The sequence below is a fragment of the Neobacillus jeddahensis genome, from assembly GCF_000612625.1.
Taxonomy (GTDB): domain Bacteria; phylum Bacillota; class Bacilli; order Bacillales; family Cytobacillaceae; genus Neobacillus; species Neobacillus jeddahensis.
Genome location: NZ_CCAS010000040.1, coordinates 12,912 through 38,283, shown reverse-complemented (window position 1 = coordinate 38,283; position 25,372 = coordinate 12,912). Strand labels below are relative to the sequence as shown.

The window sequence follows — 25,372 nt, the reverse complement described above, 5'->3', positions numbered from 1 at the left end:
TTTTAATAATTATTCCAATAATTATTAAAAAAATGAGGGTTGACAACTTTCTAGAGAATGGTTGTTTTTAACAACTATTTCAGAGAGATGTCAACCCTTACAGAATCAACACAATTTGCTTTTATTCTTGTCATCATCTTTTCCGAAGCCCCTTGTTACAGTACATTATTTTTTTGTGACCGTTCCCCCCTCTATATCCCATTCCCTTCATTCATTGGATACAATAAAGTCACATCTATCCTAGCCGAATTCCACCACATCTTCTATAATAAAAAGAAAACTCGCCAATTAGCGGGACTCCTAGAGGAGGTGATTCGTCATGCCGAATCAATCGATTATGTCGGGTACTCCAGCAACTCATGCAAAGCCTAGTATTGGAAAGGCGATACTTTGCATGGGGCGAACCTTTATTTAATCCATCGCCCAGGTAAGCTTTCAATCATTTCTAATATTCGGCTTTGCACCTTATTTAGCTAACAAAAAATAAGGGGCTGGCAAAACATGAAATATGTGAATGCAACAAATATATTACCTGAAAAGCTAATTGCGGAAATTCAAAAATATGTCCAAGGGGAAACCCTTTATATTCCCAAACCTGAAACAACCTACCGAAAATGGGGGAGTTGTTCAGGCGGAAGAAAGCTAATAGATGAGCGAAATGCCGCCATCAAAGAAGCCTTCCAAAATGGGAACAGTATACCCCAATTAGCGGAAGAGCATTTTCTCTCAATTGAAACAATCAAAAAAATTGTCTATAGACGTAAAAAACACTGACGGGCATCCCCATCAGTGTTTTCTTATGTAGGATCCATTTCTAACTCATTCTCTCCATAGTTTTCAGCAACTCTATTACGTATAATAAAACGGGAACGAACTGTAAAGAACTGAGGTGAATGACAAATGACTGGATCTTTCATGCAAAATAACCAGTTTAATTTTATAAAAAAACAAGTGGACTATATTAAAGAAAGTAACAGAAAAAATTCTGATCCGTCTGTGATTCGTGCGGTTAGACAATTGGCGCAGGCTAAAATCGTCGAACTCTTCCCAGCAGTAACAAAGGAACAAATGCAACTGCTAGACTTCTCACATTGCAAAACGGATTCTGAATTTGATCAATATCTTCAACAGCTTGACCATTATTTAATTCCGATTTCACAATTGACTGAACAACAGATTAAAAAGCTGTTTCCGAAAGCTAAAAAACTAAAGGTACCGGATTTATCAAACATCGATTACCATCACCTTACCTATCTAAGCTGGACGGATATTAGCACGAATAAAAAATATATCGTGTACGAAAACAATCAGCAATTGCTTGGGATTGAATGTAAATACACGATCGTAAGCAAGAAAAATATCTGTTCCTTCTGCAATAGCTTCGGTGAAGTGGCCTATTTATCCACTATCACCAAAGCAAAAAAGGCGAAGAACCCCGATTACTATAAGGCGATCGGCAACTTCATTTGTGTTGACAGCACAAAATGTAATCGTCAGATAACCAGCCTTGATTATCTAAACACCTATCTTCAAGAGGCGTTAAATAAGCAGGCATAAAACAAGAACCTTGCTCCAGTTTCAGCAAGGTTCTTGTTTTTAACTTTTAAAAGCCTAGGCGCATCATATCTGGATGTGAGCCAGCGCGGCTATCCTGATGTAAGCTGTCGATCCATTCCATTTCCTCCAAAGATAACTCAAAATCAAATAGATTGGCATTTTCAATAATGCGGTGCTCCGTGATGGATTAATAGATCCTATCAATATTTATTTCCCTCGCGCTGCTTTAACCTTTTCAATATACTGCTTAGCATATCCGGTGATTTTCTCGAATTCACCCGTCTTGGCTGGTGCAACTAAATTACCGCCGACCCCGACTGCTACACAACCATTTTTTATCCATTGCTCAACATTATCCAGATCAACGCCACCGGTTGGCATAATATTTACTTGAGGAAGTGGGGCTTTGACGGCTTTTACAAAGTCCGGACCAAAGGCACTGCCTGGGAATAATTTAACGATATCTACCCCTGCTTCAAGGGCACGTTTCATTTCAGTCAGGGTCATGCAGCCTGGCATATACGGGATTTGATAAAGATTACATAAGGTTGCGGTTTCCTGGTCGAAAGCAGGACTGACAACGAACTGCGCACCTGCTAAAATCGCAATCCTAGCGGTTGCCGCATCAAGCACAGTCCCGGCACCAATAACCACTTGATTATTATCTTGATAAAGTGCTGCAAGTTCTTTAATGACTTGATCAGCGTCCTGTACGGTGAATGTAACCTCAATTCCTTGGATTCCGCCTTTCACACAGGCTTCAGAAATCTGAATGGCCTCTTCCTTTGAATCCGCTCGTACCACAGCTACGACACCACATTCGGCAATTTTAGTTAAAGTATTGATCTTCTTCATCATGATGGTCACTTCTTTCCATTCGTATTTTGGTAACATTATTTTCAAAAAGCTTCGTTTTATTTTGCGGAGTCCCCAATTAGTTTTACAATGGTTCTTCTATATCGTATCATATAATGGAACACTGTTTTAAAAAAAGAGTGTAAAAATCATATTTAAATAACCCAATTAAATGAGGTAGAGAATAATGTCTAATGTTCAATCACTTGAACGCGCCCTAACCATACTAAATAAGCTTTCCGAATATCCTGATGGCATCCAAATCACTCGGTTATCCGAGCAGGTTGGCCTAACCAAAGGGACACTTCATAGACTGCTAGCCACGTTAGCGAGCATGAATTACGTTGTCAAAGACGAAGAAACAGACAAGTATAAACTAGGTTTACAGGTCCTCTTTCTTTCTAGAAATCTGTTAAACAACTCCAATATTGTCACGATTGCCAAACCATTTCTGGAAAAATTATCACAAGAAGTCAATGAAACGGTCCATTTATGCATTGAGGATCGCGGCGAAGTGATCTATATCGATAAAATTGAAAGCACACAGACGATTCGCATGTACTCACGAATTGGCAGCCGCGCTCCCATGTATTGTACGGCCGTAGGAAAAATACTACTTTCTGGCATGGAGCAGAACAAATTTGATGAATTAGTCTCAAGCTTTGAATTCATCCCGAAGACACCAACGACGATCATCTCTAAAGAAGAATTTCTACAGGAAATCGAAAGGGTGAAGAGCCAAGGGTATGCGTTAGATAATGCCGAGAATGAAGCGGTGCTCATGTGTATTGCTGCCCCTATCTATGATCATAAAGGCAAGATCATCGCGAGCTTTAGTATTTCCGGTCCTAATAACCGCGTCACCATCGATGTCATCAACTCAACCTTAATTGAAAAAATGAATCAGTATAGTCTAGCAATTTCTAGAAACCTAGGCTACACGGGTTCATAGAAAAGCACAGGGCTTCTTGAGCTGACCTATTCTCGAAGTCGAAACTATAAATTCTATATTATGACAAAGGCGGTATTCTCAAGTGGAATACCGCTTTTCCTATTTTTCTACCTATAAACATTAAAGCTTGGCGGAGGAATTTTCGATGAAGGCTTCCAATCCTATCCGGGTCGGTAAGCCGTCATTGTCCCCCGGAGACATAACGGCAAGTGCACCAATCGCTGCCCCGCGCTTCACTGCTTCCTTCAAGGATAAACCTTCTAAGATTCCACTCACTACGCCCACCGCAAATCCGTCACCCGCTCCGACCGTGTCGACTACTCGCTTGACAAGGAAACCGTCCGTATAGAACTGCTCTCCTTCAGAACTTGTAAATGCCCCTTTTGCTCCCAATTTGATCACAACAGTCTTTACTCCTGCAGCATGATAGTAGTCAGCAATCTCGGTTACCTCTTGTTTCCCAGTAAGGAGCTTTGCTTCCTCAATCCCAGGAAGAACAATATCGGCACGGCAGGCAAGGTCATTGATGACGCGAGCCATTTCATTCTTGTCTCCCCATAAACCTGGACGTAGGTTAGGATCATAAGAAATTTGCACGCCTCTTGCACTGGCCTTATCCATAAGCTCGTAGACCATTTCCCGACAACCTGCGGATAAGGCTGGGGGGATACCGGTTAAATGAATATGAACAAAGCCTTCCCAATTCAGATTTGCAATCGTTTCCGGATCCATATGTGAAGCAGCCGAATTTTTACGAGCTGAAAACACTTCAGGATCTCCTGTGACGACCTTTTGCTTCCACTGCATGCCTGTTAGATAGGCAGGATTATAGGACACATTGCTCGTATCTATGGCATTATCCTGAAGGAAGCTCTCTATGTATCTCCCAAATGGATCCATTCCTAATTGTGTAATATAGGTAACTTGATGCCCTAAGCGTGACATCCCAATAGAGAAGTTTACCTCCGCGCCGGCAACAAAGCGTTGAAAACGTTCCACATTCTCTAGTGGTCCTTCTTGCTCAGCCACAAAAAGGGCCATCGGTTCACCAACAGTCAACATTCTACTCATACCCATCCTCCGTTCACTTTATTGAAAAAGAGAGATGATACTAAATGTATCTCTCCCCCATGTAAGAACATCAAGCTGTTGCTTTGCTTCCTCTTTGCAACGAGGAGCCTTTATTTTTCTTTTTCATATATTGTGACCAATAAGCCGTGATGATTGGAACTAATATCGATGTAACAATGACAGATGCGGCAACCAAGGCAGTTGCTGATTGGGCCACCGGCATGAACTCTGGCTTCATATTCGCGATGATCATTGGATTTGCCACCGCCGCTCCAGCCGTACTAGAGGCGGCAAGACCTGCAGTCCCATTTCCGCCACCGATGAATTTGTCAGCAAGAATTAACGGAATACCAGTCACAATAATAACCAGGATACCAAGTACAATACCTGCTAATCCTGTTTTCGCGATAACAGTAAGGTCAATGGAGTTACCTAAAGCAAATCCAAAGAATGGAATCATTGTATGGGTTGCTTTACTAAAGAATTCACGGAGATCCTGATCTAGGTTTCCAAGGATAAATCCAACTAAGAAAGGTAAGACAGCACCTACAAATGCTTGTGGTTCGAATGCCGCCAATCCTGTTGTACCAAGAATTAACATGGTGACAAGTGGACCAGATTCAAGTGACATCAGGACAAAGGCGCCAGCTTCTTCTTTCGAACCATACTGCTGCATAATCGATGCATATAAACCACCATTAGTCATATCCATGCAAGAAATTAACGCGAGCACAGAGAACCCGGCAAAGAAACCTGTTTGTACGCCACCTTCAGGAAGAAATAGTGATCCGATTAAGGCAACAGCCCATGCCACCGCTATCTTTGTGACTACCAGTGTCCCAGACTTACGTAAAACCGTACCTGTCGCTTTGATGTTAATCCCTGCCCCCATACAGAAAAACCATACAGCTAGGATGGGAACAGTCCCCGTCATCAAACCGTTTGTAAAAGAACCAAAATACTCACCTGATTTTGGAGCCAATGTGTGGATAATTGCTCCTAAAAATAGTGGAACCAGCATAAGACCACCAGGGATCTTCTCCATTGTCTTCATGATTTTCATAATCGTCTACCTTACCTTTCATATGATATGGCTAACTGTTAGTAAAAACATTGATGATAGATGATTTGCTTGTTCATGCTGTTCTATTGATCCTGCTTGAAGCCATGCTGGCACTCACTATGTAAGGGTTTCCAATTGTTAGCTTCGACAGGTGTTAAATTTCCATTTTTAAATAACCTTTAATTTCAATTCAAAATGTTTACTTTAAGGACCATTTCTAGTAAAAGGACTTTCTATTAGTCTGCTAATCTTCCTTTCTAGCAGGTTGGCTCGTTCCTAACGAGCCAACCAACCACCATCCACCGCTAAAATATGTCCATTCATATAATCTGACGCTTTGCTAGCTAAAAAGACCATGACCCCCATCAAATCGGCAGGCGATGCCCATCTTCCAGCAGGAATACGCGAAAGAATTTCCGCATTACGCTCTTCATCGGCTCGAATTGGAGCGGTATTGGCGGTTTCAATATAACCAGGCGCAATCGCATTAATTTGAATATTGTACTGGCCTAACTCGTTGGCAAAGGCTTTCGTTAACCCGGCTACCCCGTGCTTACTGGCTGTGTACGGAGGGATGAATTTACCACCTTGGAAGCTGAGCATGGAACCGACGTTAATGATTTTTCCGCTCTTATGTTCAACCATAACTTTAGCAACCTCTTGACTTAGAAAATAAACGGCGTTTAAGTTAATATCCATGACCGCATTCCAATCATCCTCTTTATACTCTAGTAAAGGAGCGCGGCGAATCGTACCGGCATTATTGACGAGAATATCTATTTTTCCATACACACGTAAACATTCTTCAACAATTTGATGGATATTTTCACGAACGGTTAAATCGGCCTGATAGAAATGAACGCTTCTGCCTGTCTCTTCAATCAATTCTCTTGTTTCATCCCAATCGGTATTATGAGCGACAATAAAGATGTCAGCCCCTGCCTTAGCCAGCGCTACTGCATAACCTTGTCCTAGGCCGGTATTCCCTCCCGTCACAATTGCAACTTTATTGGTTAATGAAAAATAATCTAATGAAAAGTTCTCTAAGCTCATCTGTTCCACCTCGTCTGTTATTTTTACACTCTATCTATCTTGGTATTTCAGCAGATGAAAAGCTTCACCCCTTTAGAAAGTACAAATCTTTTCATCTACGAAATCCATCTTTAGCGGAGCTGATCCATTGTGACTGCATCCATGTCATTGTAAGTCTTATTTTCACCAGCCATTGCCCAAATAAAGGTATAGTTGCTTGTAGCACCACCGCAATGAATCGACCATGGAGGAGAAATAACCGCTTGCTCATTCTTCATTACAATATGGCGCGTTTCCGTTGGTTCGCCCATCATGTGGAACATTCGTGCATTTTCATCTAAATCTATGTAAAGATAAACTTCCATTCTGCGATTATGCGTATGGGTCGGCATGGAGTTCCAGACACTTCCCGTATTTAATTGGGTCATCCCCATGACCACCTGACAGCTCTGAATCCCTTCATTATGGATCATGCGGCGGATGACGCGATCATTTGCATTTTCTAGGGATCCTAATCTATCCCCTTCAATATCCTTAAAGGCTACATGCTGTGTCGGATACTCCTTGTGAGCGGGTGCAGAGAACAAATAATATTTGGCTGGATTTGCCTCAGATTCACTGCTAAACAGCAATTCACGTTTTCCTAAGCCAACATATAAGCAATCTTTATTCTCCATCACATAGGACTGACCATCGACGACGATTTTTCCAGCTCCACCTACATTAAAAATCCCTACTTCTCTTCTTTCTAAAAAATAGGCTGCCTTGATTTCATCATAGCCCTGTAACGAAATAGCTTCCCCAATCGGAGTAATTCCACCAACGATCGCCCGGTCTTCCATTGTATAAACAAGTTTAATTTCACCTGGTACAAATAACTCTTCAATTAGATAGTGTTGACGAATTTCCTCAGTTGTAAATGTTTTGGCATGATCTGGATGTGTTGAGTATCTAATTTCCACAATCTACATCTCCTTTTATCTGTTCCACATCGTGGTACATTGTTTCATAATTTAATTATAGCGTTTTCATTTCCAAAATACTAGAACTAAATTGACAAAAATGTGAATTTTGTTTTTTCATAATTTCTGGCGGTGTTAAACAAGCTTTATAAAAAAAGGCTTCAACCAATTTGTGGTTGAGCCTTCTCTTCTTTTACTAGTTTGGAATGCACCAATTTATCTTCCCTTGTCCCATTTCCTGGAGAAACGCATTTGTTTTGGAAAAAGGCTTACTGCCAAAGAATCCGTTATGGGCAGATAAGGGACTAGGATGGGCGGACTTGATAATGAAATGCTGTGGTGCGGTGATAAGTTGTTGTTTTTGTTGGGCGAACTTTCCCCAAAGAATGAACACAATTGGCTTCTCCCTTTGATTCAATCTTTCGATGACTTTATCCGTGAACTGTTCCCAGCCAAGCCCCTTATGGGCGTTTGCATTTCCCGCTTGAACCGTTAATACGGCATTCAGCAGCAAAACCCCTTGTTTCGTCCAGCTTTCTAAGGAACCATGAGTTGGTATCTCGCAGCCAATATCCGCTTGCAATTCCTTATATATATTTTTCAATGACGGTGGAATTCGTACCCCCGGCTTTACGGAAAAACTTAAACCATGTGCCTGCCCGGGACCATGGTAGGGATCCTGACCGATAATGACCACTTTCGTGTCTTGATAAGCGGTAAACCGAAGGGCATTAAAAATATCCCTTTTTTCCGGATAAATCTCTTTTGTTTGATATTCTTCCTTTAGGATGTTCCACAATTGCTGATAATACGGCTTCGCGAACTCGTCTTTTAGTAGAGGAGCCCAGTCATTTTTGATTAATTCCATGCTAAATCCTCGCTCGTTTTATATATGTTGGTTAACCATTTTATTATACTACGGCACAGCATTCCTTTTTCAAAATCATGCTGTACAAAAAAACACCCTGCATGGGCAAGGTGTCATCATTACTATTTACGCTGCTTTTTCTTCTTTAGTATAGTCTTTTACCTTATGGCCTTCCCATTTGGTAATAACAATGGCTGCCAAGGAGTTTCCGACAATGTTAACACATGTACGGGCCATATCGAGAATCCGGTCAATACCTGCAATAAATGCAAGGCCTTCAGGCGGTAAGCCAACACTTCCTAAAGTCGCAAGCAGAACCACAAAGGACACGCCTGGAACCCCGGCAATTCCTTTAGAGGTGAGCATCAAGACCAATACTAAGGTAATTTGACTCCCGATACTCATATGGATTCCATACATTTGCGCAATGAACATGGCTGCAATCGCTTGATATAACGTCGAGCCATCCAGGTTAAAGGAATAGCCTGTTGGAATGACAAACGAGGTGATCGCCTTTGGACAGCCGATGCGCTCCATTTTTTCCATGATTTTTGGAAGAACAGTTTCAGAACTTGCAGTTGTATATCCTAAAATTAGCTCATCTTTCAAATAGCGGATGAATTTAAAAATGTTAACTCCAGCTATTTTTGCCACAAGGCCAAGGATGACAATAATGAAGAATATCATCGATCCATAGACGACAAGTACTAGTTTCCCAAGTGGGATTAATGAGGTTATCCCAAATTTTGACACTGTCACCCCAATTAAAGCAAACACGCCAAATGGTGCAAGCTTCATGATTTGGTTTGTTACATAGAACATGGCATCTGCCGTTCCTTTGAAAAAGTTGAGAATCGGTACTCCCTTTTCCCCAATCGCGGCCACCCCTAGTCCAAACATAACCGAAAAGAAAATGATGGCTAGCATATCTCCATTCCCTAAGGCTTGAATGATATTGGTTGGGACAATATTAACAATCGTTTCGACCATTGAATGTGTTTCTGTATGCTCAGCCGTATTTACGTAGCTGTTGATATCTGTTTTCGTTAATTTAGAACGATCCACACCTGCTCCTGGCTGGAATACGTTCGCAGCAAGTAGGCCGACAACAATCGCAATCGTCGTGATGATTTCAAAATAAAGCAGGGTTTTTCCGCCGAGCTTCCCCAATGACTTCATATCACCGACACCGGCAACACCGACGATTAAGCTCGAAACCACAATCGGCACGACAATCATTTTAATTAAGCGAATAAATATATCTCCAATTGGCTGCAAATAGCTGGCCACATGTGTGTTTCCGTAAAAAAGTGCACCTACAATAATCCCGAGAACCAATCCAATAAAAATCTGCCATGCTAAGCTAATTTTTTTCATTTGCATTTCCCCTTTTATATAAAATAAATAGTAATTTCCAAGATTGTCCTACTCCTAACCCAGCAATATATTGCCCAAGAGTTGCATCTCTTTTTCTAACTATATAAAAAGTTGATTACATTGAATAATCAACTTAGGTCCTTCATTTAGTTTTGTTCGAAATAGATCAAATATTCCTTTCGAATAATCTTCTTTTGATCACTGTTCTACAATAGTTAAATAAGTGGTATTTCCTGCCTTTTATTGCACCAGAATACCCAATTTAACAAGTTTTTTCTGCTTATAAATTTTTTTAAGTATTTTTTTAGAATAACACATAAACTAAAATAAGAAAAGTTGCTATTTTATGAACATCCAATTTGTTAGGATAAGGTTGAGGCTTTTGATGTCTATCATGAATTCTCCTGCCCAAATAAGTCATGTGGTTGACTCGTTAATTTTTATAATACATGGTACGATACTATTTTTAGCCGTGTGGTGATTACTTAATAGGGGGAGTGAAGATGAATATATTATGGGATTTTGACGGAACACTGTTTGACACCTACCCAGCACTTGTCGATGGATTTATCAGTTTAAGTCAACAAGATCTCGAGCGGAGCGAGGTATTGAGCTGGCTAAAGATTGATTCCAAGACAGCCTTTAAACATTATGGGATTAGTGAAGCGAAGAGAGAAGAATATACTCGATTACATAATTATTATTCCAAGATGAACAGTCAGCCATTTGAACACCTTGAAGATGTCTTGGCCACTGTCGACAACAATATTATTGTGACCCATCGTGATAAGGAATCAACGATCTATCTTCTCGAAAAATTTCATTTAGCAAAGTACTTTAAGGAAATTGTCTCCGTAGAGGAGCAAGGCTTTACGAGAAAGCCACATAGCGCTTCGTATGAATATGTTCTAAAAACTCATCCGATTGATTTGGTGGTCGGTGACCGCGATTTAGATTTACTCCCTGCCAAACAATTACATATTCCAACGGTTGCATTTCAAAATAGAAACATTGCGGCGGATTTCCATGTTGACAATTATAAGGATTTCCCATCCGTGGTGCTAAACAACCTCTCTAATTAATAGGTTGGAAAGTGCAATGACTTGCAGGTAATTGAATAGGAGTATTTTAAGAAAACAAAGCCCCCATGATGATGCCAATCAAGGGGGCTTTGTTTGTTGCTGTAACCATGTTTCATCTCTATTTTTTAGGAATATCTCGCAAAATAATGTTGAAATAAATGATCAATTTGTCTTTCGATTGGTATGGCATTTCGTACAAAGGGTACGTCTTTTTTACAAGCAATCATGGCAGGAAAAAAGACAGAAGGAAGTATGTGCATCAACATCATTGTCAGCTTATCTGAATCCTGCTCACCCGTAATTTCTTGTAAGGTTGCTTTTATTTTATTGATGCCCGAAGTCTTCATATAATTTTGATATTCAAATTGCGACTCAAATGTAATCGTACCCTTCCCAAGAATCTCCTTAATGAGTTCTGGATACTTAATAACAGAATTTACATATTCAACCAAAAAAGTTTTTAATCGATCCTTGGGTGACAAAGAATACTCATCTAAAATTAAAAAATGTTTTCGAAATGATGCCAGTTGTATCTTCAATGCTTCATTGATCAATTTATCTTTTGAGCCAAAATAGTAATTAATTAACGCAAGGTTAACTCCCGCTAATGCAGCAATCTTACGCAAGGTTATATTTTCTAGACCGTCCGTTTTTATTAACTCTAGTGTTGCATTCAGTATATTTCCCTTTGTGGTCATATCCTTTTCAGAGTTATTATTCATCAAGCAACACTCCTGATTCCCTTTATTAAAAACATTTATCTATAAAACAGCTTGTCTTATTGCCTTTTCTCTAGTATTACGATAATACTCTTCGACTTTCTATGTCAAGGTTCCCTCCGTGATTTCACGAAAAGTATACAACCTAAAAAATAATATTTCTTGACAGATGATGATAAACAAGATAAATTCTTGTTTGAACATTGTTTTAAACGCTGTTTAAAAAGACGTAAGAAAATTCGTTTTGTGCATAGCTAAAAAGGAGCAATCACCTTTTTGGGAAGATAAAAACATTGTTTTAATAAAAATTTAGGAAAGTAGAGTGAACAAATGTCTAATACAAAAGTGGGGAATCCCTCAACAGGCTCACAGGATTTCTCGGTCAAATCCATTATTGCGCCTCTTCTAGCTGTGATCATTGGGATGATTATGGTTATTCTCGACAGCACCGTCGTCAATGTGGCCATTCCCAATTTGGTTGATTATTTTGATACGGATCTTAAAACCATTCAATGGACAGTGACAGGCTACACCTTAGCACTATCTGCAGTTATTCCCCTTGCTGGCTGGATGACAGATAAGTTCGGGGCAAAAAGAATTTTTCTCATCACGATTGCTCTTTTTACCATCGGTTCTGTCTTATGTGCCATTGCACAATCACCGACCCAGTTAATTATATTCCGTGTTATTCAGGGGCTTGGCGGCGGCATGGTTTCGCCAATCGGGTTTGCCATGGTATTTAAATTAGCACCAGCTGATAAGCGGGGGGCGATCATGGGGATGCTTGGAATCCCGATGCTACTAGCACCAGCACTTGGACCGGTACTATCTGGCTGGTTAATTGAATATGTAAGCTGGCATTGGATTTTCCTTATTAATTTGCCCATCGGCATTCTTGCCTTATTTGTTGGGATTAAATTTTTACCGATTTCTGAAAAGCATGAGGCGCCGAATCTTGATATTATTGGGATGATTATCGCTCCTATTGCCTTTTCAATGCTTGCCTATGGAGTCAGTGAAGGTGGCACAAGCTGGACTTCCACCTCTACCATTACAGGGTTAACCGTTGGTGGAGTCGCATTACTCGTTTTCATTTTTGTGGAATTACGCCAAAAACAACCTTTGCTTGAGCTTCGTGTCTTCCGTTCATCGGACTTCACACGCGGAATTCTGTTAACATGGTTAGCTCAAGTCGCCTTATTTGGATCGATGATTTTGACACCATTGTATCTTCAGCAGGTTAAAGGCTATACACCGCTTGAAACTGGATTAATCTTGCTGCCACAAGCGCTTGCATCGGGTATCTTTATGCCGATTAGCGGAAGGTTGTTTGATAAAATTGGCGCTCGTCCACTTGCCTTCACGGGACTTGGAGTCATTTCAGTTGCGCTGTTTATGTTCTCAAGAATTTCAGTAGATACAAGTCTTGGTATGATTCTTTTAACTTTATTTATGATGGGTTCTGGGATGGGTCTTACCATGATGCCAGTGAATACTCATGTCCTCAATGCGGCACCAAGGAAGTTGGTTAGCAGGGTAACCCCGTTAACAACTGCCGCCCAACAGGTCGTTGTATCCTTTGCTGTTGCTGGGTTAACAGGTTATTTAACCTCGAACATTAATAGTCATATGAAGGATGTAGCCAAAGGTGTGACGCCTGCTGAAGCACTAACCTCGGGATTCGGGGATACGTACTTCCTAGCCGCTTGTTTAGCCGTTGCTGGTTTTGCCTTTAGTCTTCTGCTACGCAAACCAAAAACGCAGCCTGAAGAAGAGTCTGGTTCAGAAGAAAAAGGGAATCCAGCCTTGATGGCTGGGCATTAAGAAAAGGAAGAACCCATTTTGAATTACATTTCAAAATGGGTTTTTTAATTGGGTCCGAATAAGTAGTTGAGAAATCTCCCATTTTATGGTTCGATTAACAACTAGGGGGGATGATTTTGAACGGGAAAATGAAACTGATTACGACGATGCTCATTTTTGGGAGTATCGGGGTTTTTGTAAAAAAAATTGATCTCACTTCAAGTGAAATTGCTTTTTTAAGAGGGGTAATTGGGAGTCTGTTCCTGCTTGTCGCTAGTTTCCTAGTCAAGCACAAACCATCGTGGCAAGCGCTAAAGAAAAATGCGATTCTGCTCCTCGTATCGGGCGCAGCAATCGGGCTAAATTGGATCTTTCTCTTTGAATCCTATCGTTATACGACCATATCCAATGCCACGATTAGCTATTATTTTGCGCCAATATTTGTGATGATGTTAGCACCATGGGTGTTAAAGGAGAAACTGACGCGGGTCAAAGTGGCTTGCATCGTAGCGGCCATGCTTGGACTCTTTTTAATCGTACAAACGGGGTCTGGCAGTACCAGCGGCACACAGAATCATGCACTCGGCATCCTTTATGGCTTGGGGGCCGCAGCCTTATATGCAAGTGTAATCCTCATGAACAAATTTATTAAACACTTATCTGGCTCCGAGGTCACATTAGTGCAGTTAATGACTGCAGCAATCGTCCTGTTTCCCTATGTGTGGTGGCAGGGTCAATTACACTTGGCTAGCCTGGATTCCACTTCGATTTGGTTTATCTTACTCCTTGGGATTGTCCATACCGGTTTTGCTTATTTCTTGTATTTTACATCGATTCAAGAACTAAAGGGACAAACGATTGCGCTCCTCAGCTATATCGACCCGATTTCTGCTGTGATCATTGCGGCGATTTTCTTAAGCGAACAGATGACAACGCTGCAAATCATTGGCGGCATCCTCGTCCTCGGCGCGACCTTCTTAAGTGAAAAATGGGAGATAAAGGACGCTAAGGAGCGACCGACTCCTTCACCGTAGTGAATTTTGATTTTAAAAAGAAAGAATAGTGAAGCGACTATACTTTTGGTAAAAGTATTAAACCAAAATGGAGGGATATCGATGATTACTTATCCGTACTTACAAAAGGGTGCAACGATTGGGGTTACCGCCCCATCATCGGGGGTGCCAAGCGAATTACATGAAATCCTAAACCAAGCTATTAATCAAATGAAACGGAACGGATTCAGCATATCCTGCGGGGAGACACCTTGGACAGAGGTCAAGGCAAAGTCTGCGCCTGCAAAAAAACGGGCAGCAGAATTGAATGCGATGCTGGTCGACAAGACTATTGACTTCATTATCCCCCCGTGGGGCGGCGAGTTATTAATCGAAGTTCTCGAACATATAGACTATGAAAATATGAAAAGCAAATGGATTTTGGGCTACTCAGATGTGAGCGGATTGTTACTAGCAATCACCTTAAAGACAGGGATAGCAACGGCGCATGGAACTAATTTAGTGGATTTACGCGGAGAATTCTCTGACGAAACAACCGCAATGTGGCAGTCGGTCCTGGCAACAAAACCTGGCGACGCAGTCATTCAGCATTCTTCTAAACGATATCAAAAGGAATGGCGTCATGACGCACCTACTCCTTGTGTATTCCATTTAACGGAACAAACCGACTGGAAAACAGTGTCACAAGCCCACGAAAAGATTCAAGGACGTTTGCTAGGCGGTTGCATTGATATTATTAGACATTTGATTGGTACCCCATTTGGTGATGTTAAACAGTTTAGATCCGAACATCTCCATGATGAGCCATTAATTTGGTATTTGGAAAACTGTGAATTATCGACAACGGATTTGCGGAGGTCTTTGGTCCAAATGAGGCTGGCAGGCTGGTTTGATCATTGCTCCGGTCTGATGTTTGGCCGTAGTCCAGCAAATGCACCTGTCAATGATTATACGGTAGAGGATGTTTATCAAGATCTCGCAATAGAGCTTGAGGTTCCCATTATTTATGACATCGACTGTGGTCATGTTCCACCCCAAATGACCTTTATCAATGGAGCCTATGCGGAGGTCGAGGTAGCAGACGGGAAAGGAACGGTGCGGCAGCTTTTTCGTCCCTAGACCTTTCATGCCAGTTCCATGAAACAGGAACCTATTTGGCTCCTCATTAATCGCTTAAAACGGAATGAACCCGGCAAAGAGCCAGGTTCATTCCTCTATCACCCAAGGGGGGCATATAGTTAGTCGCTTGGACGCTGAGAAAGGTTTCATTTTTTCTATTATTTTTTCAAAAGAATAGGAAGCACTGTTATTTCGTCCCCCTACACATCCGCGATTATTTAAGTTGTTGGATGCCGCGTTGCAGCAGAATCATTTCTTCAGCCAATTTTTGAATCCGGCTATTGACATCAGCATCCTTGATTTCGTTATCCTCATCAAATTGTTCATTTTGGACAAATACATTGCCGACAGGGATTACCCCTTTCAGATAAGAGAGAATCGGCTTTAACTGATAATCCATCACCAAGTAGTGTTTATCCGTTCCACCTGTTACCACCATCCCAGTCACTTTTGACTTAAACGCATCAATCGGGAGATGATCAAATAAATTTTTTAATACCCCGGTAATCGATGCCTGGTAAACTGGCGTGCCAATCACAAGGAAATCAGCAGATAGTATCGCGCTCACGACCTTGTTTGTATCATCGTTATAATAGCTAAGTGGTGTTCCCTTCACAAATTCAACCTCAAACTCACTCAAATCAAGTAGTTCTGTTTGCAAATCTGGATCGAACGTTTTCGCTGCTTGTAAAACTTCATGGACCACCTTAGAGGTTTTTCGACCGATCAAGGCCCCTGAAATACCGACAAGTTTCATAGTTGGACTCCTTCTAGATTATTAAGCATAAGGCACCTTACGCTCGATATTTTCCTAGCTAGTAAATAAGGTGCCCAGCAGGCACCTTATCGCTAATTATTTTACTGCATTTGCAAATTTTTCAGCTACAACATTCCAGTTAATAATGTTGAAGAAGCTTGAAATATAATCTGGTCGTCTGTTTTGGTAGTTTAAGTAGTATGCATGCTCCCAAACGTCTAAGCCAAGGATACCTTGATTACCGTCCATAATAGGATTATCTTGATTCGCCGTGCTCGTTACTTGTAATTTGCCTTCTCCATCGACAATTAACCAAGCCCAGCCAGAACCAAAACGTGTGGTTGCTGCTGCTGTGAATGCTTGTTTGAATGCGTCAAAGCTTCCAAAAGCTTCTGTGATTGCGTCTGCTAATTTTCCAGTTGGTGCATTGTTTTCTGTTGCTGGTGCAATCACTTCCCAGAACAAGCTATGGTTTAAGTGACCGCCGCCATTGTTGCGGACTGCTGTTCTAATTTGCTCAGGAACTGCGTCTAAATTAGCTAGCAGCTCTTCTAATGATTTTTCTTGTAACTCGGCTTTGCCTTCAAGCGCTGCATTTAAATTATTCACGTAGGTTTGATGATGTTTGCCGTAATGGATCTCCATTGTCAATTGATCGATGTGTGGCTCTAATGCACTAAAATCATAGTTTAACGCTGGTAGTGAATAAGTTGTCATAAAAAGCATCCCCTTATGAATAAGTATTTTTATTTTTTATACTAAAGAGTATAATAAGTATATTTAAAGGATAGTTGATTCCCGTTCGAAAATCAATTGTTTTGCTTAAAATATTTTCTATTATTTTGAGAAAATATTGTCATATCGTTTCACTATTAACATTTTATACTTCATGGTATAATTAACAGCAAATTTACAGTCGTGAAAATTTAATTGATTCACTCAATAGATTGGAATACACTCTGGTCTCCAAACGGTTAGAATGGAGGTTTTATCCATGCAAAGTCCTCAACTGAATACGAAGGATCGCATCCTTCATTTACTCAAAAAAGAAGGTTCATTGACGGTTAATGATTTCACCAACCGTTTAGATATTACGCATATGGCAGTAAGAAAACACTTAACGATCCTGGAAAAGGATGAGCTGATTTTTTCCACGGTGGTTAAGCAACCGATGGGACGCCCTTTGCAAACATATACCTTAACAGATAAGGCTGAAACACATTTCCCTAAAAGCTATGAAGGGATTAGCTTAGAATTCCTACAAGATATTAAAGATTTACATGGGAATGAAACCGTCGACCAGTTGTTTTTTAAACGGGAGGCGCGGCTGACAAAAGAATATGCGTCTCGCTTAAAAAATAAAACCACTTCATCCGAAAAGCTGAAGGAAATCGTCAAAATACAAAACGAGAAAGGCTATATGGCCGATCTTTCCCAAGTAGATGAAAACACGTATGAGATGGTCGAGTATAATTGTCCGATTCTTTCCGTTGCGAAGGAATTCACGATTGCCTGCCGCTGTGAAACCGATATGTTGAAGAATGTGCTAGACACGGAACAGATTCAGCGGACTTGCTGCCGAACAGAGGGCGATCATCACTGTACGTTTTTAGTTAAGTTTTAAGAAAAACCGCAAAGCACCCGTCTATCGCTTTATGACCTCGAACCGATGGCTCCTGAAGCTGAACCATTCTCAAACTCGAAACTTATCATTCTTATATTTTAAAAAAAAGAGCTGGGTCCCAATGGCGTCCAGCTCCTTCTCGTTTATTTGGCAGGTGGTCCAAACTTTCCGTTATGAAAGTCACGATAGGCCTGTTTAATTTCTTCCATCGTATTCATGACAAACGGACCATAGGGGACGATCTCTTCTTTGATGGGTGTACCTGAATAGATCAGTACCTTGGACCGTCGGCTATTCGCCTTTATGATGAGTTCACTTACATTTTCTTCCTTACCACTTTCAAGGTATGTTAGAGTAGCTACGCCATGCTTATTCAAGTTGACCTGATTGTCACCAAGATCAATATCCCCTGATAATACATACACAAACGCATTATGGGTTTCTGGTATCTGATGCACATAGGTTGTCCCTTCTGATAAAGAGATTTCAGACAAGGTAATCGGAACGAGCGCTTCCAACGGACCCTTCACGCCAGCTACTTGACCCGAAAACACCTTTACAGACCCTCCCTCAAACGGAACTACAGGTGCATTTTCCGAATAAATATTTTGGTAGCTTGTGTCTGTCTGTTTTAAATGCTTGGGTAAATTTAACCAAAGCTGCAGGGTATGAGCAATATCATCGCCGACTCCTTCTTCCGCATGCCTTGCTGCCCAACCGGCATTCATATATTGGACATCTCCTGGCTCGAGAATATCCCGTCCTCCTGCATTATCAATATGCTCTAGTCTTCCATCTACAACATAGGTGACGGTCTGAAATCCTCGATGGGGATGATCGGAAAACGTCCCGCGTTTAAACCAATCCTCTGCCATCAAGATGAAGGGATCAAAATCACGCCACCGATCGACGGGCAGGACCCATCCCTTTTGGATGGCTGGAAAACCGACCTCTTCGTATTGAACATACCACTGATCCTTCACGCTTCTTTGAAACCGTATATCTGGTTGGCTAGATATTTCTTTTGTCATATCGGGTACTCTCCTTCTGGATTTGAATTCTTATATGAAAATCTACGCATAAATTGCTAGTTCTGCTTCGATTTGTTGTTTGATTAACGTCATGCATTCTTCAGCTGTTTTGGCAAAAATCCGTTTTCCGTTGACGATCGCATACGGCCGTTTGGCGCACATGCCACAGAAGGAAAGGCATGTACTTTCAATCACTGCCACTTCCGGATAGGATGCTTCCAACATAGCTTCTACATCGAGTTGATTGATTAAACTGCCATCACAAATTTCTACGACAACGATTCCCATGTGTCCTTTCCTCCTTTTCTTGTTCGTTAGGCCATTTTTTTCTAAACATCCTCACCGAGGAGAATCACTTCGGTTTCCAATTCTACTCCGTATCCTTGTTTGACCTTTTCTTGAATGAGGGTGATTAAATCGGCATAATCTTGAGCTGTCGCCTGATCCACATTGACGATAAAACCAGCGTGTTTTCTGGAGACTTCCGCTCCGCCAATTCTTGTGCCTTGCAGACCGCAATCCTGAATTAATTTCCCGGCATAATATCCTGGCGGTCGCTTAAACACACTACCACATGAAGGATATTCTAGCGGCTGCATTCTTTCTCGTGCCGCGGTAAACTCATGCATTTTTTCTTTTATCGATGCATGGTTCGATGGCTGCAGCTCGAATACAGCTTCTACGACAATGTAATGATCGGATGCGATGAGACTCTTTCGGTAACCTAGCTGCAATTCTTCTTTCGAGAGAGTCAGCAGTGTCCCTTCTTTATCCATCACGAGTGCCTTTGATAGCACATTCGAAATTTGTCCGCCATACGCCCCGGCATTCATATATAATGCGCCACCGACTGTGCCAGGAATCCCGCATGCAAACTCGATCCCCGTTAGTTCTTGTTGCAAGGCTTCGTGCGTGACTTCAATCAGTCCAGCACCAGCCTGAGCATATATTGTTTGCTGCTCCGTCCGAATCGCGGTCATATTTTTCAAGCTAATTGTGATCCCACGAATGCCGCCATCTTTTACGATGAGATTTGTGCCTTTTCCAATAATGGTTATCGGTATTTCGCTTTCTTTGGCTGCATGGAGGAGCGCTGTTAGTTCTTGTACAGTTACGGGTGCGGCGAAGAGTTCAGCTGGACCGCCTAGTTTTGTATACGTATGATTCTTCAATGGCTCCGCTGTTTTTATATCGAGTGATGGAAAGTGTTTCAGGAGGCTATTCATGAACGTATGATTCACCATAACGAAATCTTTCCTTTCTTTGTGACCATTTTGTTGTTTTTCTCGAGGCTGCTGGCACAATTATTCTTACTATACGAAAGTGACCAAAAAGGCTCTTTACTTTTTATACTAAAAGGTATAATAATTAACGATATTATTACATCATATTGCTAAAATAATTGCAATCATTCAACCTCAAATTAAAAAGTGACCTTCACATGCGAAGAATCTCTTTGGAGTCTGCCGCTATTTTGGAGCCAGCATTTCCCATGGACCCTATCATTTTCTAGCTAATTCAGATGGCACAGTCGGCGAAATCACCATCTTCATCTAAATTTAATCAAGGATTAACAAGTCCATAACAATAATGACGCAATTTGTTAACATTCCTGCTTTATAGTATGGGTAGTGGGGATAGCATGCGTGGCTATCACAGTATTAGGCGAAGGCGGAGCCGATACATATAAAGAACAATTATTTTTCTCAAAAGTCCGGTTAAACTCCTCATCCATCTGGGACATAATCGGATCAAGCTTCGAACATCCACTAATAACATAAATGAAAATTTCGTAGTGAACAGAAGCAACATTAAGCGTAGGTTAAAAATTAGGAAGAAGAGAGGCACATCATCAAGATGTCTCTCTTTTTTGTTCGTTCCCCTAGAAAGCATGTTTCACAAAGGACAAGCATAAAATCCAATAAGACCAATTCACTGAAAAGAGTGAGAGACATGGAAGCAACTACCTATAAGGCCTTTGCCATTACCAATGAAATTGATTTGAACAAAATTGCCATCCATTGTGGTATCCCCAAAAAATTCACCTGGGAGCAGCCGTTAATCTTAAGAGATGATATCCTTCAGTCGATTCTCTATAAGGATATGACCGACAACCAGCAAGTGCAGGTATTTTCATTTGGCAGCATCGTCTTCATTAATCACTTTGATGCTAGTGACATCACAGGATTACTGTATTTTCTCCATTCCTTTGAGCCAGATATTGAGATCGAATTAGCAGACAAATATACCGACGATTATTGCCTGCACATCAAAGAAACGGAAACGATTGAGTTGACAGATGAATATGTGGTGGTACCTAGCTATGAATCCTACTATCCTGAATTAATTTCCACCATCCTCGCGAAATCGGTCGCCCTTGAAAAAACAGAGGAACAGCTTGGGAAAATTCATGACAAGCTCGAAACGATGATTGACCGACTTGAAAAAGGCAGTCTGCGAATTGGTAACAAAGAACTGGCGAGAACCACCGCGAAGATCGTCCGCCATGAATATAACACCCTTGCCTATATAATGATCCTCGATAAACCAGAAATCACCTGGACTAGCAGTACTGCAGGGGAATTTTATGACAGGATGGTTGATTTTTTTGAGTTGAATGATCGTTATAAAATCTTAAAAAGCAAAACGGACATCCTCTATAACATCATGGATGGTTTTTCGACGATTAGCCATTCAATCCGCGGTCTATTCGTCGAATGGACGATCGTCACGCTGATCGTAGCGGAATTGCTGCTGACGATTTTAGAAATCGTCGGCTGGATTCCTTAATCTTATTTTTCAAAAAACAAAGCCCATTCCGGGACCTAACAGGAATGGGCTTTTACTTATTGCTTAGCGCATATGCATATCATTAGGATGTGAACCATTGCGGCGATTACGATTTAATTGGTCGATTTCGGCTACTTCGTCTGTCGTTAACTCGAAATCAAATACATTGAAGTTCTCTTCGATTCTAGATGGTGTGACCGATTTTGGAATCGCAATCGTATTATTTTGTAAATGCCAACGCAGGATCACTTGCGCCGGTGTTTTGTCATGTGCGGCCGCAATCTTTTTAATCACTTCGTCTTTTAACGCTTCTCCCCCCTGATCAAGCGGGCTCCATGCCTCCACAAAAATATTGTGTTTCGCACAAAACTCTTTTAATTCCGTTTGTGCTAAGTATGGATGACACTCAATTTGGTTGAGGACAGGAACGACCTCACATTCATTGATGAGGCGCTCTAAATGTTCAATTTCAAAGTTACAGACACCAATTGCTTTGACACGCCCATCGTGATAAAGCTTTTCGAGCGCTTTATATGTATCGACATAGTTGTCATATTTCGGTGTTGGCCAGTGAATCAAATATAAATCTACATAGTCGAGACCCAATCGTTCTAGGCTTTCATCAAAAGCACGTAAGGTATTTTCATAGCCTTGGTCGGCATTCCATACCTTTGTCGTAATAAATAATTCTTCTCGCGGAACAGACGATTCTTTAATCGCTTTCCCCACGCCCACTTCATTCTTGTAGATCATCGCGGTATCGATGGAGGTATAGCCTACTTCAAGTGCTTTTGCTACGGCAGTGGTTGCTTCAGCATCTGGAACCTGCCAAACACCAAACCCAAGCTGCGGCATTTTTAACCCGTTGTTTAACGTAACAAAATTCATATCGTATATCTCCTTTTCAAATTAATTTACTACATTGTTATTTTACAAAACGTCCTTTAAAATTGTAAGTAATTAGCTTATATTGAGATAGTTGCATAAATGGCAAATGAGGATAAGAAACGTGGGGCGGTATTCCGTGAATTTTGGATGTCGCTCTTTTTAGTTATTTAGATCTAGACATCATTTTATTTCGATCAGATAAATCTTCAGAAAGGATGGGGTGTGATGAACAAATTTACAGTTTTAATTATTAGCCTATCACTAGTCTTACTGGCAAGCTGCAGTTCAAATAACTTTGAAATAAAGCTCTCTATACCGAAATCCTTTACTCCAGGTCAATCTACTCCCATACAATTTACCATCCTAGACAAGGATGGTAAACCAGTCAAAGGTGCCAAGGTTAGCGCAGAATTGGATATGGACATGATGAGTCATGGAGATGTTTCAATAAAGATGCAGGAAACAGGGAATGGTGTGTATACTGGCAAAGCTACATTCGAAATGGAAGGGGATTATACTGCAGCCATTACAATAGATGACAACGGAGAAAAATGGAAGGGAGAAAAAAGATTCTCGATTGTTTCCAACGATGCACAATAGTTTTAGAAAAAATTTTGAGTGGCAGGCCTCGAAGCTTTAATGTAAGCTTCAAATATCGGAAAAAAGTTACAGAAACATTCAAATAAGGGATACAATAGGAATAGTTACTTCTTGATCAATCATGTTAAAACAAGGAGGGAATTATGTTTTTATCATATCCGATTACAGCTGCTCTTCTAGGGATGCTGATTGCCCAGTTTGTCAAAATTCCCATTCACCTGTTAACATCGAGAGAATTGAAATGGAGCCTGATGTTCAGCACGGGTGGGATGCCGAGTTCCCATACCGCAACGATTATTTCCTTAACCACGGCGATTGCCATCACATCGGGCTTTAATTCCAATGAGTTTGCTATTTCTGTCGTCGTTTCCTCTATTGTCATGCACGATGCGATGGGCGTCCGCAGACATGCCGGTTACCATGCCGAAGTTCTAAATACCTTGTTAGCAGACTTCAATCGTCTAATTGAAACATTAAAAGAACCAAATTTAAAGAAGCCGGAGACTAGAGAAAAACTAAAAGAATTACTGGGACATCAACCGGCTGAAGTTTTTTTCGGGGCCATCACCGGGATCATCGTCGGGATTTTAACCTATCAGTTATATTGATTTTTAGGCTTAGGAGAAATCCTAAGTTTTTTTCACTTCTCTTTTTCCATACTGAAAAATTTTGCAGGCCCTTCTTGATTGCGAAGAACATCCTGCTCTCCCCCTCGATACATACGACGTAATCCTAATTTTACAAGGCTGACGTGTCCCTGCCATTGATTACCAGGCGAAAAATATGAAACTATGATACGATCGTATACGTCTTAGATAGTGGGAAAAATTTTATTGTTATGAAAGGAATAGGACGTTTTGAGGCTTAACTGGAGAGGAAAATTATTATTACTATTTCTCGTGCTGATTACTATCCTATTTTTTATTCCAAAACTAAAGGAAGTAACTCCTTTTACGGAATCAAAGATAAAGCAGTCTGTTCCCATGCCCACCGGACTACATCCGATTGTGGAGGAACGGAGCAGCCAATTAGTCCAAAAGTCAGCGGACAAAGGAATTAACGTCATCATTACGGACGGCTTCCGCAGTTCCAAAGATCAAGACAGACTATATCAACAAGGACGTACAGCGGACGGAAATATTGTAACGAATGCAAAAGGTGGAGAGTCGTATCACAATTTTGGGCTTGCGATTGATTTTGCCATTAAGACCCCATCTGGGGATGTGATTTGGGATATGCAATATGACGGAAATAACAACGGCCGGCCTGATTGGAACGAGGTCGTGGCGATTGCCAAAACGTTAGGATTCAAATGGGGTGGCGACTGGAAACAATTCAAAGATTACCCCCATCTTGAAATGGATTTTGGTTTAACCATTGCCGATTTACAACAAGGCGAGCGACCACCAGAATCCACGATGACGGCGGATGCCGAATAAGCATCTGTCTTCGATGGTCGTTTGGCCGAGAATGATTGAAAAAGTAGACGTAGCGAGGTTCTATGTCTACTTTTTGGTTTGGATTCCTTGGAAAAGTAGATGTAGCCGGCTTCTACTTCTACTTTTCCAAGATGGCTCCTATATTTACTAAGTTAAAAAACAGGTAAGACTTAGAGGTTGTGTTCAATTATATATTTCCATTTCGATCAAATAATTCCTCCTTCCAAATGAAACTTAGCGAAATTCAATCTAATTTTCAATTTGATCCTTTATCATGAAGAGAGAATTTGGGATACACAGAAAAAGGAAGGCTTATGCCTCCCCAATTTTGTATGATGCTTAGTCAGACTCCACCGGCAGCCAGGCTTGCGACCACTTTTCAATTTCTTTGATAATTGGCTTTAATGCCTGCCCTTTCTCTGTTAAAGAATATTCGATCCGCACCGGGGTTTCCGGGTACACGTCTCGTTTCACAATTCCATGTGTTTCTAAATCCTTTAATCGCTCCGAAAGCACCCTCCCACTAATTCCCATCGAGGTTTCTAAGGTGCAGAAGCGCTTCGGCCCTGTTAATAGCTGATAAATGACAAGACCTGTCCAGCGCTGGCTCATCATTCCCATCGCTTTTTCAAAGCGTGGACAAATAACAGATTGATCCATTGTTCTTCACCTCTCCCTTCGTATTTATCTATATCTTTACGATACACAATTAACTTATTTGACACAAGTAAGTTTTAAAAATATAATTACTTACATAAAGTAACTTACTA

Annotated in this window: 27 protein-coding genes and 1 pseudogene; 12 read left to right on the top strand and 16 right to left on the bottom strand. The window is 41.0% G+C overall.

Going from position 1 to position 25,372, the window contains the following annotated elements; genetic code table 11:
- Positions 1-501: 501 nt before the first annotated feature.
- Both TY15_RS16115 and TY15_RS16110 read left to right on the top strand, forming a co-directional pair.
- The gene (locus tag TY15_RS16115; RefSeq protein ID WP_040205995.1) at positions 502-774 is read left to right on the top strand and encodes a CD3324 family protein; all 273 of its coding nucleotides are present in this window, start codon (positions 502-504) and stop codon (positions 772-774) included.
- A 126-nt stretch (positions 775-900) separates the two neighbouring features.
- Complete coding sequence (locus TY15_RS16110; protein WP_040205994.1) at positions 901-1,557, top strand: FusB/FusC family EF-G-binding protein; 657 nt, start codon at positions 901-903, stop codon at positions 1,555-1,557.
- Between the two features lie 46 nt (positions 1,558-1,603).
- On the opposite strand, the pseudogene TY15_RS24955 reads toward TY15_RS16110, so the two are convergent.
- Together TY15_RS24955 and TY15_RS16105 are read right to left on the bottom strand one after the other, a co-directional pair.
- Positions 1,604-1,744, bottom strand: a pseudogene (locus tag TY15_RS24955) (aldo/keto reductase); the annotation flags it as partial.
- A 20-nt stretch (positions 1,745-1,764) separates the two neighbouring features.
- Positions 1,765-2,412, bottom strand: a complete 648-nt coding sequence (locus TY15_RS16105) for a bifunctional 4-hydroxy-2-oxoglutarate aldolase/2-dehydro-3-deoxy-phosphogluconate aldolase (protein ID WP_040206273.1) — start codon at positions 2,410-2,412, stop codon at positions 1,765-1,767.
- Between the two features lie 187 nt (positions 2,413-2,599).
- Between TY15_RS16105 and TY15_RS16100 the strand changes: the two genes are divergently transcribed.
- A complete protein-coding gene (locus tag TY15_RS16100; RefSeq protein ID WP_040205993.1) occupies positions 2,600-3,364 on the top strand; it encodes an IclR family transcriptional regulator in 765 nt (254 codons plus the stop codon).
- Positions 3,365-3,484: 120 nt separating this feature from the next.
- Here the strand turns inward: TY15_RS16100 and TY15_RS16095 are convergent, their stop codons facing one another.
- From TY15_RS16095 to TY15_RS16070, 6 genes are all read right to left on the bottom strand, one after another.
- Entirely contained in the window at positions 3,485-4,435 is a 951-nt protein-coding gene (locus TY15_RS16095; RefSeq protein ID WP_040205992.1) for a sugar kinase, read from the bottom strand.
- Between the two features lie 70 nt (positions 4,436-4,505).
- Complete coding sequence (gene kdgT / locus TY15_RS16090; RefSeq protein ID WP_040205991.1) at positions 4,506-5,498, bottom strand: 2-keto-3-deoxygluconate transporter; 993 nt, start codon at positions 5,496-5,498, stop codon at positions 4,506-4,508.
- A 276-nt stretch (positions 5,499-5,774) separates the two neighbouring features.
- Positions 5,775-6,551 (bottom strand): 2-dehydro-3-deoxy-D-gluconate 5-dehydrogenase KduD, encoded by a 777-nt coding sequence (kduD, locus tag TY15_RS16085; RefSeq protein WP_040205990.1) that lies wholly within the window; start codon positions 6,549-6,551, stop codon positions 5,775-5,777.
- A gap of 110 nt (positions 6,552-6,661) precedes the next feature.
- Positions 6,662-7,492, bottom strand: a complete 831-nt coding sequence (gene kduI, locus TY15_RS16080; RefSeq protein ID WP_040205989.1) for a 5-dehydro-4-deoxy-D-glucuronate isomerase — start codon at positions 7,490-7,492, stop codon at positions 6,662-6,664.
- Between the two features lie 196 nt (positions 7,493-7,688).
- Positions 7,689-8,360 carry a uracil-DNA glycosylase gene (locus TY15_RS16075; RefSeq protein WP_040205988.1) on the bottom strand — a complete coding sequence of 224 codons (672 nt, stop codon included), beginning with the start codon at positions 8,358-8,360 and terminating at the stop codon, positions 7,689-7,691.
- Between the two features lie 126 nt (positions 8,361-8,486).
- On the bottom strand, positions 8,487-9,737 hold the full coding sequence (locus TY15_RS16070) for a cation:dicarboxylate symporter family transporter (protein ID WP_040205987.1): 1,251 nt from the start codon (positions 9,735-9,737) through the stop codon (positions 8,487-8,489).
- Between the two features lie 503 nt (positions 9,738-10,240).
- On the opposite strand from TY15_RS16070, the gene TY15_RS16065 reads away from it, so the two are divergent.
- A complete protein-coding gene (locus TY15_RS16065) occupies positions 10,241-10,819 on the top strand; it encodes an HAD hydrolase-like protein (RefSeq protein WP_040205986.1) in 579 nt (192 codons plus the stop codon).
- Between the two features lie 125 nt (positions 10,820-10,944).
- Here TY15_RS16065 and TY15_RS16060 read toward each other — a convergent pair whose 3' ends face one another.
- The gene (locus TY15_RS16060) at positions 10,945-11,541 is read right to left on the bottom strand and encodes a TetR/AcrR family transcriptional regulator (protein WP_040205985.1); all 597 of its coding nucleotides are present in this window, start codon (positions 11,539-11,541) and stop codon (positions 10,945-10,947) included.
- 327 nt (positions 11,542-11,868) lie between these two features.
- Between TY15_RS16060 and TY15_RS16055 the strand changes: the two genes are divergently transcribed.
- The 3 genes from TY15_RS16055 to TY15_RS16045 all read left to right on the top strand — a co-directional run bounded on the left by TY15_RS16055 (position 11,869) and on the right by TY15_RS16045 (position 15,473).
- Positions 11,869-13,362, top strand: a complete 1,494-nt coding sequence (locus TY15_RS16055) for an MDR family MFS transporter (RefSeq protein ID WP_040205983.1) — start codon at positions 11,869-11,871, stop codon at positions 13,360-13,362.
- 116 nt (positions 13,363-13,478) lie between these two features.
- The gene (locus TY15_RS16050) at positions 13,479-14,375 is read left to right on the top strand and encodes a DMT family transporter (RefSeq protein WP_096911862.1); all 897 of its coding nucleotides are present in this window, start codon (positions 13,479-13,481) and stop codon (positions 14,373-14,375) included.
- A gap of 81 nt (positions 14,376-14,456) precedes the next feature.
- Positions 14,457-15,473 carry a S66 family peptidase gene (locus TY15_RS16045; RefSeq protein WP_040205980.1) on the top strand — a complete coding sequence of 339 codons (1,017 nt, stop codon included), beginning with the start codon at positions 14,457-14,459 and terminating at the stop codon, positions 15,471-15,473.
- 214 nt (positions 15,474-15,687) lie between these two features.
- On the opposite strand, the gene TY15_RS16040 is transcribed toward TY15_RS16045, so the two are convergent.
- Positions 15,688-16,230 (bottom strand): NADPH-dependent FMN reductase, encoded by a 543-nt coding sequence (locus TY15_RS16040; RefSeq protein WP_040205979.1) that lies wholly within the window; start codon positions 16,228-16,230, stop codon positions 15,688-15,690.
- 96 nt (positions 16,231-16,326) lie between these two features.
- Positions 16,327-16,947: a superoxide dismutase gene (locus TY15_RS16035; RefSeq protein ID WP_040205978.1), complete on the bottom strand. Its 621-nt coding sequence runs from the start codon at positions 16,945-16,947 to the stop codon at positions 16,327-16,329.
- Positions 16,948-17,224: 277 nt separating this feature from the next.
- Here TY15_RS16035 and TY15_RS16030 point away from each other — a divergent pair, with 277 nt between their 5' ends.
- Positions 17,225-17,854 carry a helix-turn-helix transcriptional regulator gene (locus TY15_RS16030; RefSeq protein ID WP_040205977.1) on the top strand — a complete coding sequence of 210 codons (630 nt, stop codon included), beginning with the start codon at positions 17,225-17,227 and terminating at the stop codon, positions 17,852-17,854.
- A gap of 143 nt (positions 17,855-17,997) precedes the next feature.
- On the opposite strand, the gene TY15_RS16025 is transcribed toward TY15_RS16030, so the two are convergent.
- From TY15_RS16025 to murB, 3 genes are read right to left on the bottom strand one after another with little or no spacing between them, the layout of a single operon-like run.
- On the bottom strand, positions 17,998-18,885 hold the full coding sequence (locus TY15_RS16025) for a pirin family protein (RefSeq protein ID WP_040205976.1): 888 nt from the start codon (positions 18,883-18,885) through the stop codon (positions 17,998-18,000).
- Between the two features lie 42 nt (positions 18,886-18,927).
- A complete protein-coding gene (locus tag TY15_RS16020) occupies positions 18,928-19,173 on the bottom strand; it encodes a YuzB family protein (RefSeq protein ID WP_040205975.1) in 246 nt (81 codons plus the stop codon).
- A gap of 41 nt (positions 19,174-19,214) precedes the next feature.
- A complete protein-coding gene (murB, locus tag TY15_RS16015) occupies positions 19,215-20,129 on the bottom strand; it encodes a UDP-N-acetylmuramate dehydrogenase (RefSeq protein ID WP_040205974.1) in 915 nt (304 codons plus the stop codon).
- 709 nt (positions 20,130-20,838) lie between these two features.
- Here murB and TY15_RS16010 point away from each other — a divergent pair.
- Positions 20,839-21,675, top strand: a complete 837-nt coding sequence (locus TY15_RS16010) for an RMD1 family protein (protein WP_040205973.1) — start codon at positions 20,839-20,841, stop codon at positions 21,673-21,675.
- Between the two features lie 63 nt (positions 21,676-21,738).
- Here TY15_RS16010 and TY15_RS16005 read toward each other — a convergent pair whose 3' ends face one another.
- Complete coding sequence (locus TY15_RS16005) at positions 21,739-22,563, bottom strand: aldo/keto reductase (protein WP_040205972.1); 825 nt, start codon at positions 22,561-22,563, stop codon at positions 21,739-21,741.
- A gap of 225 nt (positions 22,564-22,788) precedes the next feature.
- Here TY15_RS16005 and TY15_RS16000 point away from each other — a divergent pair, with 225 nt between their 5' ends.
- The 3 genes from TY15_RS16000 (at position 22,789) to TY15_RS15990 (ending at position 24,602) form a co-directional block, all read left to right on the top strand.
- Entirely contained in the window at positions 22,789-23,163 is a 375-nt protein-coding gene (locus TY15_RS16000; protein WP_040205971.1) for a FixH family protein, read from the top strand.
- Between the two features lie 143 nt (positions 23,164-23,306).
- The gene (locus TY15_RS15995; RefSeq protein WP_040205970.1) at positions 23,307-23,771 is read left to right on the top strand and encodes a divergent PAP2 family protein; all 465 of its coding nucleotides are present in this window, start codon (positions 23,307-23,309) and stop codon (positions 23,769-23,771) included.
- A 249-nt stretch (positions 23,772-24,020) separates the two neighbouring features.
- Positions 24,021-24,602 (top strand): M15 family metallopeptidase, encoded by a 582-nt coding sequence (locus TY15_RS15990; protein WP_040205969.1) that lies wholly within the window; start codon positions 24,021-24,023, stop codon positions 24,600-24,602.
- Between the two features lie 339 nt (positions 24,603-24,941).
- On the opposite strand, the gene TY15_RS15985 is transcribed toward TY15_RS15990, so the two are convergent.
- Entirely contained in the window at positions 24,942-25,262 is a 321-nt protein-coding gene (locus TY15_RS15985) for a winged helix-turn-helix transcriptional regulator (RefSeq protein ID WP_040205968.1), read from the bottom strand.
- Positions 25,263-25,372: the final 110 nt, after the last annotated feature.

Excerpts from the sequence above, each read along its gene's own strand:
- TY15_RS16115 (WP_040205995.1), top strand. The coding sequence starts at position 502 with ATGAAATATGTGAATGCAACAAATATATTACCTGAAAAGCTAATTGCG.
- TY15_RS16110 (WP_040205994.1), top strand. The coding sequence starts at position 901 with ATGACTGGATCTTTCATGCAAAATAACCAGTTTAATTTTATAAAAAAA.
- TY15_RS16105 (WP_040206273.1), bottom strand. The coding sequence starts at position 2,412 with ATGAAGAAGATCAATACTTTAACTAAAATTGCCGAATGTGGTGTCGTA.
- TY15_RS16100 (WP_040205993.1), top strand. The coding sequence starts at position 2,600 with ATGTCTAATGTTCAATCACTTGAACGCGCCCTAACCATACTAAATAAG.
- TY15_RS16095 (WP_040205992.1), bottom strand. The coding sequence starts at position 4,435 with ATGAGTAGAATGTTGACTGTTGGTGAACCGATGGCCCTTTTTGTGGCT.
- kdgT (WP_040205991.1), bottom strand. The coding sequence starts at position 5,498 with ATGAAAATCATGAAGACAATGGAGAAGATCCCTGGTGGTCTTATGCTG.
- kduD (WP_040205990.1), bottom strand. The coding sequence starts at position 6,551 with ATGAGCTTAGAGAACTTTTCATTAGATTATTTTTCATTAACCAATAAA.
- TY15_RS16075 (WP_040205988.1), bottom strand. The coding sequence starts at position 8,360 with ATGGAATTAATCAAAAATGACTGGGCTCCTCTACTAAAAGACGAGTTC.
- TY15_RS16070 (WP_040205987.1), bottom strand. The coding sequence starts at position 9,737 with ATGAAAAAAATTAGCTTAGCATGGCAGATTTTTATTGGATTGGTTCTC.
- TY15_RS16065 (WP_040205986.1), top strand. The coding sequence starts at position 10,241 with ATGAATATATTATGGGATTTTGACGGAACACTGTTTGACACCTACCCA.
- TY15_RS16060 (WP_040205985.1), bottom strand. The coding sequence starts at position 11,541 with ATGAATAATAACTCTGAAAAGGATATGACCACAAAGGGAAATATACTG.
- TY15_RS16055 (WP_040205983.1), top strand. The coding sequence starts at position 11,869 with ATGTCTAATACAAAAGTGGGGAATCCCTCAACAGGCTCACAGGATTTC.
- TY15_RS16045 (WP_040205980.1), top strand. The coding sequence starts at position 14,457 with ATGATTACTTATCCGTACTTACAAAAGGGTGCAACGATTGGGGTTACC.
- TY15_RS16040 (WP_040205979.1), bottom strand. The coding sequence starts at position 16,230 with ATGAAACTTGTCGGTATTTCAGGGGCCTTGATCGGTCGAAAAACCTCT.
- TY15_RS16035 (WP_040205978.1), bottom strand. The coding sequence starts at position 16,947 with ATGACAACTTATTCACTACCAGCGTTAAACTATGATTTTAGTGCATTA.
- TY15_RS16030 (WP_040205977.1), top strand. The coding sequence starts at position 17,225 with ATGCAAAGTCCTCAACTGAATACGAAGGATCGCATCCTTCATTTACTC.
- TY15_RS16025 (WP_040205976.1), bottom strand. The coding sequence starts at position 18,885 with ATGACAAAAGAAATATCTAGCCAACCAGATATACGGTTTCAAAGAAGC.
- TY15_RS16020 (WP_040205975.1), bottom strand. The coding sequence starts at position 19,173 with ATGGGAATCGTTGTCGTAGAAATTTGTGATGGCAGTTTAATCAATCAA.
- murB (WP_040205974.1), bottom strand. The coding sequence starts at position 20,129 with ATGGTGAATCATACGTTCATGAATAGCCTCCTGAAACACTTTCCATCA.
- TY15_RS16010 (WP_040205973.1), top strand. The coding sequence starts at position 20,839 with ATGGAAGCAACTACCTATAAGGCCTTTGCCATTACCAATGAAATTGAT.
- TY15_RS16005 (WP_040205972.1), bottom strand. The coding sequence starts at position 22,563 with ATGAATTTTGTTACGTTAAACAACGGGTTAAAAATGCCGCAGCTTGGG.
- TY15_RS16000 (WP_040205971.1), top strand. The coding sequence starts at position 22,789 with ATGAACAAATTTACAGTTTTAATTATTAGCCTATCACTAGTCTTACTG.
- TY15_RS15995 (WP_040205970.1), top strand. The coding sequence starts at position 23,307 with ATGTTTTTATCATATCCGATTACAGCTGCTCTTCTAGGGATGCTGATT.
- TY15_RS15985 (WP_040205968.1), bottom strand. The coding sequence starts at position 25,262 with ATGGATCAATCTGTTATTTGTCCACGCTTTGAAAAAGCGATGGGAATG.